We start from the raw sequence: 13,737 nt of genomic DNA, 5'->3' as shown, positions 1-13,737 counted from the left end.
TTATTAAATTACCAGCTACAAATATACATCATTTATTTTCTTTTCGGCAATTTGGCCATTTTTCTTTCGGCAATTTGGCCATTATTTTTTCGGCAATTTGGCCATTTTTCTTTCGGCAATTTGGCATTTGATATTAGTTGGAGTATACAATATTTCTCAGTTACAGAAAGAAAGAACATAAAACTCATAGAGCAAGAATACACGGATTTATATCAAAACATTAGAAAAGCATCAGCGCTTTCCTTTTTTTTAGGAAACAATCCTGCATTTTGTCCTAAATAAAAGGAAAAACAAATCCATATTATTCCGGCTTGGAAATGGTTACTAGAAAGCGTGCATTATTAGATATCTATAAAATAACACCAATAACGTTTCTAAAACCTAGAATAAACCGTATTTTTGTAAAATACAACACATTGCTATACAACGTATGAACGAAAAAGCCATTACCGAAGAGTACCAATATATTGTCAGCCTGATTCTTAGGAAGCAGCTTAGAGACGCGCTTATTGAGCTGAAGGATTATATAGAAGATGTAGCCTACTGGAATCTGAATAGTAAGTTGGAAAGCATTTCGACCTCCTACAACTATATGCTCGAATACATGAAGCAGAATGTTATGGACCCCGAACGGAAGAAATTGCACACGCAATTGCTTGCCCAGGCTTGGGAAATAGCGGAACATGCACGGGTATTGAAATTGGGCAACGCATCATTACGCCAATTTTATAGCGTGCGTGCGTTAGTAAAAACATTCCCACAAACGGATATCAAAAGCCAGTTGATGGAAATGGAAGCCTTTTCGGATGATATTGCTGTAGCGGATTTAATGAAAGATGATAGTCAATCTATCACAGCCGACCATGTGCGCGAACGCCATGAAAAGGCACAGCAAACATTGTTCTATATTGTATGGACAAACATTGCGTGGAGCATGCAGGATGAAAGCGAAGCACAAGAGGTGCTTGCCTCGGCATTACTACCCCAAAAAGACCTTGCTTTGTTTGTGAGCGCGGTAACAATGAGTCTTATGGAGTGTTTTGACATACGCAAGCTAATGTGGCTCTTCGATGCTTACGAACACGAAAATTCATTAATCAATCAACGCGCATTAGTGGGATTAGCCTTTACTTTTCAGCTCTATAACAAACGCATGGAGTTATATCCGGAAATTTCGGCACGACTTAGCCTGCTGAACGAAAATGAAAAGTTTGGCAAAGAGCTCTCGCGTCTGCATGTACAGTTGCTCCTTGCTAAAGAAACTGAGAAGATAGACAAGAAGATGCGCGAAGAGATTATTCCGGAAATGATTAAGAGCGCCAACCTTCGTAACATGAAGTTCGACTTCGACGAAGAGGGCGAAGAAAAAGAAGACCGTAATCCTGATTGGGACATCATGGAGGACCCCAAACTAAGCAGCCGTCTCAAAGAAATGGGCGAATGGCAAATGGAGGGGGCAGATATCTACCTGAGCACCTTCTCGCAACTAAAAACATTCCCTTTTTTCCGTTCAATCAATAACTGGTTCTATCCTTTCGACTCCGAACATTCGGCGGTTATTAAAGAAATGTCAAGAAACAGCGGTAAGACACTTATTGATCTTATTTTACAGTCGGGGTTATTTTGTGATAGCGACAAATACTCCATGTGCTTCATGCTAATGTCTATGCCACAGGCACAACGCGAAATGATGTTTAACCAACTGTCACAGCAAAACATTGAAGACATAACTGCTAATAAAGAAGAGTACATAACCGATCATAGTAAGCAGAAACAGGTGCTTGCCAACCAATACTTGCACAACCTGTATCGCTTTTTCAACCTATATCCACGCAGACATGAGTTCCGCAACCTATTCAAAGAGCCTATCCGCCTGAATGAGTATCCTATTTTGCTCCCTATTCTGGATAAAACGGAGTATCTCGAAGCCCTCGCCGAATTCTTCTTCAAGAAAGAACACTATAGCGAAGCCGCACGTAACTACACAAAAATAGCTGTACAAACGGGTGGTAGTGCCGAAGTTTATCAAAAACTGGGCTACTGTTTACAGAAAGAGAAGAAATATAACGAGGCAATAGAGGCTTATCGCAAATCGGATATGATAAAGCCGGATAATATCTGGAATATGCAGCATTTGGCTACCTGCTATCGCAAAAATCGCAACTACGAAGCCGCGTTGGAATATTACGGTAAGGTGGAAGAGCTTCAACCCGAAAATATCAACTTGCTTTTCAACATCGGTAGCTGCTTGGTAGAGCTCGATCGCTACGAAGATGCACTTAAGCTCTTCTTTAAGCTCGATTTTCTTAGTCCCGAAAATCTAAAAGTATGGCGCGCCATTGGTTGGTGTTCTTTTGTTACCGCTAAGTTAGAACAAGCCATGCGCTATTACGAACGAATTTTAGAGAACTCGCCACAAGCACCCGACTATCTTAACGCGGGGCACGTAGCTTGGTGTCAAGGAGATCTAAAAAAAGCGATTGCACATTATACACAATCGCTAAATACAATATCCACACGCACGGAATTTGTAGATTTATTTAATAAGGATAAAGAATATCTTATCAAGCTGGGAATACAAGAGGATGATATTCCGTTAATGCAGGATTTGTTATAAGAAAGTGATCGTTTAAGACCTTATTCACTCAATTTTCACTCTCTTCTGCAGGAAGCTGAGAAACCCCTTCAGCAGTATAGATGGTAGATGGGATATTGGGTTTTCGCATAGCTCCAAGAACTAATTCCGCAAAAAGTTTAGATGAATTATCTATCTCACCCCCACTCATAGTGAAGTATCGGTTGGTATAGGTATTTGAGCTAAGCATGTCGACGAAGCAGTAATAATCTGTGCCTTTGTAGGTGGTTTCGTGTAATACTACAAAGCCTTTTTTATAACCGCTCATCATTTCGGCAACAACCTTTGCTACCCACTCTGGTTTGTTTGGATCCAGATACAACTCATATTCAGAGTCATCTCTATTATCATCTTTACTACATGATGAGAAAGCTACAGTCAGCAATAGAACTGAAAGTAAGATAGGTATTAATTTAAAGTGTTTCATGATATAAGGTATTTAGTATTATTTAGTAAATGCTTGTCTGTGAAATATACTGCACGAAATCATGTTCTTTATAATAATAATTCTACACCAACTTCATCAGTTCTTTATATAGCCGTTGTATCGGCAGCCCCATTACGTTGTAGAAGCTACCAATTATTTTTTCGACTCCTATGTAGCCAATCCACTCTTGTACGCCATACGCACCGGCTTTATCCATTGGGTGATAGTTCGCTACATAATAAGCAATTTCCTCATCGGTTAACGTAGCAAAAGTAACTTCACTCATAGCGCTAAAGCTACGCTGCCAAGCTGTAGTAGTAAGACAGACCCCTGTTATTACCTGATGCGTTTTGCCGGAGAGCATACGAAGCATTTCACACGCTTCGGCATCATCCATAGGCTTGCCCAGCACTTTACCATCGAGCCAAACAATGGTATCGGCGGTAATGATGAGTTCGTCAGGAAGTTGCTTGGATTGGTAAGCGGCTGCTTTCGTACGTGCTATGTGCAAAGGTATAGCCTCAGCTTGAAGAGTGGGCGGGTAAGATTCGTCCACATCCGGAAGCACTTTAATGGAGAAGTCTATACCAAGTCCGGCAAGTAACTCTTGGCGGCGAGGCGAAGCCGAAGCCAGAATAACACGATATCCGGCTGTAGTGAGAAGTTGTTTTAAGGGATGTTTCATTTTATGTTTTATTTATTACCAATTATTACCAGCCAAAAGCATCGCCAAGCATCCATTTGTCTTGTGTACGTAGTACCTGCTCAATAACATCGCGACCACAGCCGCAACCTCCGTTAAAGTGCGAAATGTAAAGCGATATATTCTTTACATCGGGAACAGCGTCTTTTGGGCAACAGGGTAAACCAACCATCGAAAGTACTTCAATATCGGGAATATCGTCGCCCATATAGAGAATTTCTTCATCCTTAAGTTGATATTTATCCCGGAAGTGACGATAATCATGTATCTTCATTGCAGAACCCATGTAGATATCCTTTATACCTAGCCCGGTGAAACGTTTGTGCACCGCTTCGGTTCTACCACCTGTAATGATGGCTACGTGCAAACCCTGTTTCACAGCAAGTTGCAAGGCATATCCGTCTTTTACATTTACAGTTCGCATAGGTTCTCCGTTGGGATGTAGCATCATCACATCGGTACTTAATACACCGTCGACATCAAAGACAAGAGCTTTTATCCGGGTTAAATCATAATTAATCGTAGACATGATTTATTCTTTTGGGGTTACTGCTTCGGCATACCGGTGAATACTTTCGGAGAGCAAACGGTATACTTGTTGTTTATCGGGGTGTGCAGCAAGCATCTGCAAATGCGTATTAATAACATTCTCGTCATAACGAATAGCAGGACCGGTTTGTGCCTGCTTCGGAGCAAGATGGTGTACCTTTGCGGCAGTTTCATCTATCAAAGGTAATAGAGCGTTAAATGGTAGTTCATTTTCGGCCAATACATCCGACGCAATAGCATATAAGTGATTTGTAAAATTACAGGCAAAGACTGCCGCGAGATGCAGACTCTTCCGTTGCTTAGAAGTAGCATTGTAAACATTGCGCGACATTGTTTTTGCTACTGCGCTGAGTAATTCGACATCTTGTGTCGTAGCTGCTTCTATAAAAAAAGGTATCTGCTCAAAATCCACTTCGCGTTCTTTACTGAACGTTTGCAATGGATAGAACACCCCATATCGTTGGGCTGTGCTTGTCTTCCAAACATCCATAGAAACACTGCCGGCAGTATGCACAAAAAGAGCATGTTCGCGCTGCGCGGTTAGCTGTGACAACAAATCCGGTAACACCGTATCTTTAAGAGCAACAATGTAAAGTTCGGCACGCGTGGTCAGTTCAGAGAGTTGGTTTGTCCACTCCGCCTCTACCGAAGTAGCCAATGCGCGAGCAGACTCTTCCGTGCGACTGTACACCTGTACTATACGAAACCCTTTACGATACATTGCTTTGGCAAGATTCGTGGCAAGATTACCTGCTCCTACGAAAGCTACCTTTGTTCCTTCTATATTCTTCATGGACAGTTACTCTGCTCCGTATTTATTAATGTGTACTTTCTCCCATTGCAGGTGTTCCTCATTGAATGGTTTGCGCTCTACTGCTTTGTGACCGATAGCAATAATAGAAAGCACTTGCAGTTGCAAAGGAATATCCAGCAGTTCATGAATAAAATCGTTAGCCGGCTCACCATTTGCGGAGAAGCGTTCGCGCACCTGCACCCAGCAGCTACCCAATCCTAAATCTTCTGCCTGTAACTGTATCATAATAGAAGCCACCGAGGCATCTTCAATCCACACGTCGCTCGCCATAGGGTCGGCGGTAACAACAATAGCCAATGCGGCATCGGAAACAAAAGCAGCACCGTGCTCTTTACAATAAGCCAACTTCCGAAGTGTTTCCTTATCATCTACGGCTATGAATTGCCAAGCATTCGTTCGTTTGGAAGAAGGCGACATCAAAGCTGCTTTCAATAGGGTTACTACTTCATCTTGTGTGAGTTGCTCGTCAGTAAATTTACGAGCGCTACGACGTTTGGTTATTAAATCACTAAAGTTTTCCATAACTAATTTGTTTGCTTTATGTAAGGCAAAGATACACCATCTGCTTAAAACTAGCTTAAAACTCATTGATAATTGCCTTAGAAAAAGAAATTTACAGGTAAAATCAGCCAAACAGAACTAATTACCACCTATTTTGACATTGTAGATGTACAGACTTTTGGATAGCTTTGTAACGTTAACCTTAAGCTAACCTAAACCTTAGCTCAATGGAAAAACTAATAATAAGTTTATGCGGTGCAAATGAGACCCCTAAACAATTTAACAATCGCTCTATTAGTCGTTGTCATTCCGAAGACATTTGCGCACGCAGAGACTTATCCCTATCCTACAGATAGGAAAGAAAGCAAACAATCCGTGAGGACAGTTTGCTTTTTTTTGATTTAAATGTAGCGATTAACCGCAAGAATAGTATAAATTTGCAATATGCCGTTAAAGCTAACTTCATACTACAACAGCAAAGACATTCCGGAACTTCCCGGAACTAACATCTTTCACTCCAAAGACGTGTTTCTGCTTTATGAAGCAGCAGCAGGTTACGAACCGTTACTTATTGTAGCTTCAATAAATGGAAAGATTGTTGCCAAGTTGCTGGCAGCATTTCGAAGACAAACCTCCTTCATCCCCGCCAACATGATCAGGCGTTGCGAAATTTATGGGTTGGGCGAATACTTTGATAACAACATAGAAAAGGAAGAGGTGTTTGATGTGATGTTGGAACGACTTACTGATGAAGCAATGCGCAACTCATTTATAATAGAATTCCACAACCTGAATCATGCATTGGACGGATATAAATATTTTCGCAAGAACCAATACTTTGCCATAAACTGGCTACGCGTTCGTAACTCACTGCATAGCGTAGAAAACGTGGAAGAACAGATTAGTCCTTCGCGCCTGCGACAAATCAAAAACGGTTTGAAAAACGGTGCGAAAATCCACAAAGCTACTTCTATAGAAGAAACGGTAGAATTTTCTAAACTGCTTCACCGTATTTACTCGTTGCGTTTCCGCAAGTATTTTCCACCTACAGGTTTCTTCGAACAAATACACAAATGGCTTATCGGTAAAGGATTGGCTTGTATTTATGTGGTGAAATACAAGAAGAAAATAATAGGTGGAGCCGTTACACTCTTTTCGGGAGATAACGCATACTTATGGTTTTCGGGTGGGATGAAAAAGAGCTATCTAAGACAATACCCTGGTGTCCTTTCGGTTTGGGCTGCACTGAGCGATGCTAAAGAACGCGGATGCAGGCATCTTGAGTTTGTAGATGTTGGCTTACCATTCCGAAAACATGGATATCGAGACTTTGTGTTGCAATTTGGCGGCAAACAAAGCAGTACCCGCAGGTGGTTTCGCATCCGTTGGAAGTTTCTGAACAATGTAATGAGATGGCTTTACTCTTAAAGTAGATTTAATTATTTTTCGACCGACATATACGCAGAATAGATTTTCTACGTTTATATTATCAATGAAACTTCATACACGTTATACATATATCATCTTAGTTCTATTCAGCTTGCTGCCGTTCTCTCTATCGGCACAAACTGTAAAGATAGGTGGAGTCATTACCGACGAAGCCGGCGAACCTATTGAGCTAGCCACAGTCAGAGTAGAGGGTATGCTAGTGGGTGCCGTAAGTAACCTGAAAGGAAAATACGCTCTTACCTTTCAATCACGAGACACTGTAACAGTGATTTACTCCATGCTGGGTTACCAAACGCGCAAACGTACACTTCATAAGCCCAAGGGAAATATAAGTATCAACATGGTATTACCCGTAGCCGATTACGAACTGAGCGAAATAACCATTACCGAACGGCGACGTCAAACCAGCAGTTTCCAACAGCTAGACGCGCAAAGCAGTAAGCTTATGCCAGATGCCTCCGGGAATGCTATTGAGTCGATGATTTCCATGCAGGCAGGGGTTAGTTCACGAAATGAACTAAGCTCACAGTACAATGTACGTGGCGGAAGTTTTGACGAGAATATGGTGTATGTAAACGGCATTGAAATTTATCGTCCGTTGCTTATTCGCTCGGGAGAACAGGAAGGATTGAGTTTTCTTAATTCGGATATGGTTTCGGCGGTCAATTTCTCTACGGGAGGATATGACGCAAAGTTCGGAGATAAAATGTCTTCCGTACTCGACATTACTTACAAGAAAGTAGAAAAGACCGAAGGTTCTGCAAGGCTTAGTTTGCTAGGCGGTTCGGCGTACGCAGGGGTTTCCGCCAAAAACCTGAGTTGGACACATGGCATTCGTTATAAGTCCAATAGCTACCTGCTTGGCACCTTAGATACCAAGGGAGAATACGACCCACGATACATTGACTATCAAACCTACCTTAACTGGGCACCCTCCAAACAATGGGAAATACAGATTATCGGAAATATTTCTGAAAATAAATACAACTTCAAACCCGAAGATCGCGAAACACGTTTCGGCACATTATCGGACATAAAGAAATTCAAAGTTTACTTTGAGGGAAAAGAACGCGATGTTTTTCGCACCTTCATTGGCTCGGGAAGTCTGACTTACCATGCCGGCGAAAACCATCAGGTTACGCTACAAGCCTCGGCCTTCAAAACCAAAGAGCAAGAAACATACGATATTACCGGGCAATATTGGTTAAGCGACTTGGGTAGTGGTGAAGATGAAGAAGAAAGCGAAAACATCGGTATAGGAACTTACATGGAGCATGCGCGCAATTATTTGAGTGCCAATGTACAAACATACACATTATCGGGTTTACACCGCATCGAAAGACATGCGCTTCGTTGGGGGGTGGAGATGAAACGCGAGGAAATAAAAGAAACACTTAAGGAGTGGGAAATGCGTGACTCTTCCGGCTACTCCATGCCACACGTACCAGATGGACCACAACTCACGTATAGTCTCTCGGCAAAGAACCATATCAAGAGCAACCGCTTCTCTTTTTATGCGCAAGACACATACCGGTTTCAATCGGGTTTGGGATTGTTCTCGCTTACTGCAGGGGTACGTGGCAGTTATTGGGATTGGAATGAAGAATTTATCTTTAGCCCACGCGCCTCACTATCGCTAATACCCGAAGCTAACGAGCAGTTTACCTTTCGACTGGCAACAGGGGTATATTATCAGGCACCTTTCTACAAAGAATTTCGTGACACTATTACAGTAGACGGCACCTCATACGCCTCGCTTAACAAGAGCATAAAGTCCCAACGATCCATTCATTTTGTGGCTGGAGGCGATTACAACTTCCGCATTGCCGATCGTCCATTTCGTTTTACTACCGAATTATACTACAAAGCACTGAGTAATCTTGTTCCTTATAATATAGACAACCTTCGCATCAGCTATTACGGTTACAACTGCGCTAAAGGCTATGCTACCGGATTGGATATGAAGTTATTCGGTGAGTTTGTACCCGGTACCGATTCATGGCTTAGTCTATCGTTGATGAAGACAGAAGAAAAAATAAACGGCCGCTGGCTTCCACGTCCAACAGACCAAAGCTATAACATATCGCTCTTCTTTACCGATTATTTTCCCGGCAGTAAACTTTGGAAGATGAACCTCAAGGCAAATCTAGCCGGAGGGTTACCTTTTGGAACGCCACACGGTGGACGTGAAGAAAGTCTGTATCGTTCATCGCCCTATAAGCGAGTGGATATAGGTATGTATCGCTGCTTACTCAGTAACAACGACAAAAGTAAATATGGTAAATTCAGTCGTTATTTCCGCAACATCTGGCTGGGGGTAGAAGTGTTCAATCTGTTAGATATGAGCAACACCAGCTCCTACTACTGGGTATCTGACTATGAAAATAATCAGTTTGCAGTACCTAATTACCTCACTTCACGGCAGATTAACGTATCGCTGACAGCAGAGTTTTAAACAAATTCCTACAACAGATTATAGCTGTTACCCTAACCTATGGACGGACGATTGTGCGCCTATGGATGAGCGACCGTGAGACTATGGCTGACGGAGCGTGAGACTATGGCTGACGGAGCGTGAGACTATGGTTGACAGAGCGTGCGCCTATGGTTGACAGGAGGCGAGACTATGGCCGACGGAGAACAAGATTTGTTCGTCCTTTTTTCTGACTGTTTTTCACCTCACTTCCGACTGTTTTTTACCTCGTTTCTGACTGTTTTCTTAGTACAAAAACAGTCAGAAATTGGTCGTGAAAACCTTGTGAAAGATAAAAGAGGGGGGCTTCACAAGGAACTCGTTCATTACCATATACTTACAGCGATATGTGAAGGTGAAGACCTATTTAGTAAAACTACATTTGGAGTGTATATTAAGCGTATTTACTCAATAACTAAAAAAAGAAGACGATAAAGTGTGATTATTGTACAAAGTCAACGACTTATTAGGTAAATTACAAATTGATTATTTACTTTTGCTAATTGTGGCAACCTATTGGCAAACAAAACAGAAAAAACAATGAAAGATTTCTTAAAGTACACACTGGCAACAATTACAGGGCTTATTATAGCGGGCGTTGTGCTATTTCTTATCAGCGTTGTATCCTTAGCTGGTATCTTATCGACATCCGAAACGGAAACTATTGTAAAAAAGAACTCCGTGATGATGCTGACTATGGACGGAGGATTATCGGAAAGATCAATAGATAATCCGTTTGACAAACTATTTGGAGATAACATGACAACCTACGGGTTGGATGATATCCTAGCTTCCATCAAGAAAGCAAAAGAACACGAAGATATTAAAGGTATCTATATTCACGCCGAATACTTAACAGGTGCTTCCTTTGCCTCGCGACAAGAAATACGTGATGCGCTGGTAGATTTCAAAGAGTCGGGCAAATTCATTGTGGCATATGCCGATGCTTACACGCAAGGTTTGTATTACATGGCATCTGTTGCCGATAAAGTATTACTTAACCCCATTGGTAAAATAGAATGGAGAGGATTGGCTTCGCAACCCACGTTCTATAAAGAGTTACTCGCCAAACTGGGTATTGAGATGCAAATTGTACGTGTAGGAACCTACAAAGCAGCAGTAGAGCCTTTTATTGAAGACAAAATGAGCGATGCTAACCGCGAACAAATTAATGCATACATTAACTCTGTATGGGATCAACAACTAGCTGGTGTATCCGAGTCTCGCAATCTTTCTAAAGAAAAGCTAAATGAAATAGCCGATAAGATGCTAATATTCTACCCATCGGAAGAATGTGTAGCCGAAGGGTTAGTAGATACCCTTATCTATAAGAATGATGTGAGAGATTATCTTAAAAAGATGGTTGGTGTAGATGAAGACGATAAGCTAAACACACTAAGCATGAACGACATGAAGAACATCAAACGTAATGTTCCAAAAGATAAAAGTGGAAACATCGTAGCTGTTTACTATGCATACGGAGACATTGACATGGGTTCATCTTCTTCTGTTTATGCAGACGGAATTAACTCCAGCAAAGTAATTCGCGACTTGCGCAAACTTAAAGAAGATAAAAATGTAAAGGCAGTGGTGTTACGTATCAACTCAGGTGGAGGTAGTGCGTTTGGCTCGGAACAGATGTGGTATGCCATCGAAGAGCTGAAGAAAGAAAAGCCAGTAGTAGTTTCTATGGGCGACTATGCTGCATCGGGTGGTTATTACATGGCATGCAACGCCGACTGCATTGTTGCCGAACCAACTACACTTACCGGCTCAATTGGAGTTTTCGGAATGTTCCCAAGCTTCGGCGAACTAAGCAAAAAAGTAGGTTTGAAGTACGACTTGGCAAAAACCAACAAGTTCTCGGACTTCGGAAACATGACCCGCCCACTTAACACCGACGAACAAGCTTTATTGCAAATGATGGTGAATCAAACCTATGATCTATTCCTTACCCGTTGCTCTGAAGGACGTGATATACCGAAAGAAGAACTGGCAAAAATAGCCGAAGGACGTATCTGGACCGGTGTTATGGCAAAGGAACTAAAACTGGTCGACGAACTCGGTGGATTAGACAAAGCACTTAGCATTGCAGTAGAAAAGGCTGAGGTAGAGAACTATACATTGGTAAGCTATCCTGCCAAAAAAAGTGTTTTCTCGTCTATTTTAGAAGAAAAGCCGACAAACTATATCCAAAATAAATTAATAAAGAGTAATTTAGGCGATTATTATAAAAGCTTTAGACTCTTACAAAATATGGAGAACGCAGACTTCATGCAAGCGCGTGTACCATTTGAGTTGAGTATCAACTAAAATAATGGATGAGAAGTTTGTTAAGATAAATAAGTGGCTGTATCCTCTGTCATTCCTTTATGGAATAGGGGTTGGTCTACGAAATAAGCTCTTTGACTGGAGAATACTCCGGTCAAAGAGTTTTGACGTTCCTGTTATATGCATTGGGAATATAGCCGTAGGTGGTACAGGCAAAACCCCACACACTGAATATCTAATCAAACTGCTTCAACACGATTTCCGCATTGCTGTACTGAGCCGTGGCTATAAAAGAAAAAGCAAAGGATATATTCTTGCCAATGAGCAAAGTACCGCACAAACTATTGGCGACGAGCCTTTTCAAATCAAAAATAAATTCCCTGAGGTAACCCTAGCTGTTGCCGAAAGTCGTGTAGAAGGTATTGAGCAGCTACTCAAGACCAAAGAAGACAGACCAGACGTTATTCTGTTGGATGATGCATTCCAACACCGTTATGTGCATGCCGGAGTTTATATTTTGCTAACGGACTATCACAGGCTCTTTTGTTACGACACACTGCTGCCCGCCGGAAGATTGCGCGAACCTGCCAAAGCTAAAGACCGGGCGCAGGTTGTGGTAGTCACCAAGTGTCCTCCTGATTTGAAACCAATAGAATACAATATCATAGCTAAGAAGTTACAACTGTATCCTTATCAGAAACTTTTCTTCTCGACCTTTGTATATGGTAAACTCACACCTATCTTATCTAAAGAAAAAGAGAAACGGCTTCTCTCTTCTATAAAAAAGGAGGAAAGTGTTTTATTGGTTACAGGTATTGCCGCTCCCGAATCTATCATCAAAGAGATAGGAAAATACACCGGGCAAATAGAAACGCTTACATTTGGTGATCATCATAACTTTACCAGTAAGGATATCAAAACCATCGAAGAGCGCTTTGCAGCACTGAAAGGAGAAAAACTGATCATTACTACCGAGAAGGATGCCAGTCGATTAGTAAACGCAACATTTTCAAATCAAAATATAAAGCAGTATATTTACGCGCTGCCAATTGAAGTACAAATACTACAAGGACAACAACATTTGTTTAATAAATATATATATGGTTATGCTAGAAAAAATAAAAGAGACCGCACTATTTCTTAAGGAAAGAATGAATACAAGTCCAGAAACAGCTATTATTCTGGGAACTGGCTTAGGACGTTTAGTTGATGAAATAACAGAAAAGTATGAAATACAATACGAAGATATCCCTAATTTTCCTATTTCAACGGTAGAAGGACATAGTGGAAAGCTAATCTTCGGCAAACTGGGCAATAAAGACATTATGGCTATGCAAGGACGTTTCCATTACTATGAAGGATATTCCATGCAAGAATGTACATTCCCTGTTAGGGTAATGAAAGAGTTGGGGATTAAAACTCTTTTCGTATCCAATGCCAGTGGTGGCACAAACGCAAATTTCGAAATTGGCGACCTTATGATTATTACTGACCACATCAATTACTTCCCCGAACATCCACTACGTGGCAAAAACTTGTATGGCGATCGTTTCCCCGATATGAGCGAAGCCTACTCTAAAGAGCTGATAACAAAAGCGAAAGAAATAGCGAAAGAAAAAGGCATCAAGGTACAAGAAGGAGTTTATCTGGGCACACAAGGTCCTACTTTCGAGACACCGGCCGAATATAAGATGTTTGGCATTTGGGGTGCAGACGCCGTAGGCATGTCAACTGTTCCTGAGGTAATTGTAGCCAACCATTGTAAAATTAAAGTATTCGGCATGTCTATCATTACCGATCTTGGCGTAGAGGGTAAGATTGTAGAAGTTTCGCACGAAGAAGTACAAAAAGCTGCCAATGAAGTACAACCGTTCATGACAGCAATCATGAGAGAGTTGATAAATCGCGCATAATT

The 13,737-nt window shown here is 41.5% G+C and carries 11 protein-coding genes; 6 read left to right on the top strand and 5 right to left on the bottom strand.

What is annotated here, in order from left to right; translation table 11 throughout:
• The first annotated feature begins 430 nt into the window (after positions 1–430).
• Complete coding sequence (locus D0T50_RS05620) at positions 431–2,617, top strand: tetratricopeptide repeat protein (RefSeq protein ID WP_163222536.1); 2,187 nt, start codon at positions 431–433, stop codon at positions 2,615–2,617.
• Between the two features lie 28 nt (positions 2,618–2,645).
• On the opposite strand, the gene D0T50_RS05615 is transcribed toward D0T50_RS05620, so the two are convergent.
• From D0T50_RS05615 to D0T50_RS05595, 5 genes are all read right to left on the bottom strand, one after another.
• Positions 2,646–3,062, bottom strand: a complete 417-nt coding sequence (locus D0T50_RS05615; RefSeq protein WP_163222535.1) for a hypothetical protein — start codon at positions 3,060–3,062, stop codon at positions 2,646–2,648.
• 82 nt (positions 3,063–3,144) lie between these two features.
• A complete protein-coding gene (locus D0T50_RS05610; RefSeq protein ID WP_163222534.1) occupies positions 3,145–3,747 on the bottom strand; it encodes a Maf-like protein in 603 nt (200 codons plus the stop codon).
• A 25-nt stretch (positions 3,748–3,772) separates the two neighbouring features.
• Positions 3,773–4,294, bottom strand: coding sequence for an HAD family hydrolase (locus D0T50_RS05605; protein ID WP_163222533.1), 522 nt, complete (start codon positions 4,292–4,294; stop codon positions 3,773–3,775).
• A gap of 3 nt (positions 4,295–4,297) precedes the next feature.
• Positions 4,298–5,107 (bottom strand): Rossmann-like and DUF2520 domain-containing protein, encoded by an 810-nt coding sequence (locus D0T50_RS05600; protein ID WP_163222532.1) that lies wholly within the window; start codon positions 5,105–5,107, stop codon positions 4,298–4,300.
• Between the two features lie 6 nt (positions 5,108–5,113).
• Positions 5,114–5,650, bottom strand: coding sequence for a nitroreductase family protein (locus D0T50_RS05595; protein WP_163222531.1), 537 nt, complete (start codon positions 5,648–5,650; stop codon positions 5,114–5,116).
• 423 nt (positions 5,651–6,073) lie between these two features.
• Here D0T50_RS05595 and D0T50_RS05590 point away from each other — a divergent pair, with 423 nt between their 5' ends.
• The 5 genes from D0T50_RS05590 to D0T50_RS05570 all read left to right on the top strand — a co-directional run bounded on the left by D0T50_RS05590 (position 6,074) and on the right by D0T50_RS05570 (position 13,735).
• Positions 6,074–7,057 carry a GNAT family N-acetyltransferase gene (locus D0T50_RS05590; protein WP_163222530.1) on the top strand — a complete coding sequence of 328 codons (984 nt, stop codon included), beginning with the start codon at positions 6,074–6,076 and terminating at the stop codon, positions 7,055–7,057.
• Positions 7,058–7,121: 64 nt separating this feature from the next.
• On the top strand, positions 7,122–9,533 hold the full coding sequence (locus D0T50_RS05585; RefSeq protein WP_163222529.1) for a TonB-dependent receptor: 2,412 nt from the start codon (positions 7,122–7,124) through the stop codon (positions 9,531–9,533).
• Between the two features lie 558 nt (positions 9,534–10,091).
• The gene (sppA, locus tag D0T50_RS05580; RefSeq protein ID WP_163222528.1) at positions 10,092–11,864 is read left to right on the top strand and encodes a signal peptide peptidase SppA; all 1,773 of its coding nucleotides are present in this window, start codon (positions 10,092–10,094) and stop codon (positions 11,862–11,864) included.
• A gap of 4 nt (positions 11,865–11,868) precedes the next feature.
• Complete coding sequence (gene lpxK / locus D0T50_RS05575) at positions 11,869–12,966, top strand: tetraacyldisaccharide 4'-kinase (RefSeq protein ID WP_163222527.1); 1,098 nt, start codon at positions 11,869–11,871, stop codon at positions 12,964–12,966.
• Positions 12,929–13,735 carry a purine-nucleoside phosphorylase gene (locus tag D0T50_RS05570; RefSeq protein ID WP_163222526.1) on the top strand — a complete coding sequence of 269 codons (807 nt, stop codon included), beginning with the start codon at positions 12,929–12,931 and terminating at the stop codon, positions 13,733–13,735. Before lpxK ends, D0T50_RS05570 begins: the two co-directional genes overlap by 38 nt.
• Positions 13,736–13,737: the final 2 nt, after the last annotated feature.

It is taken from the genome of Bacteroides sp. 214, from assembly GCF_010501015.1.
Taxonomy (GTDB): domain Bacteria; phylum Bacteroidota; class Bacteroidia; order Bacteroidales; family Bacteroidaceae; genus Bacteroides.
The sequence above is the reverse complement of the archived record's forward strand: the minus strand, read 5'-3'. Positions and strand labels throughout refer to the sequence as shown.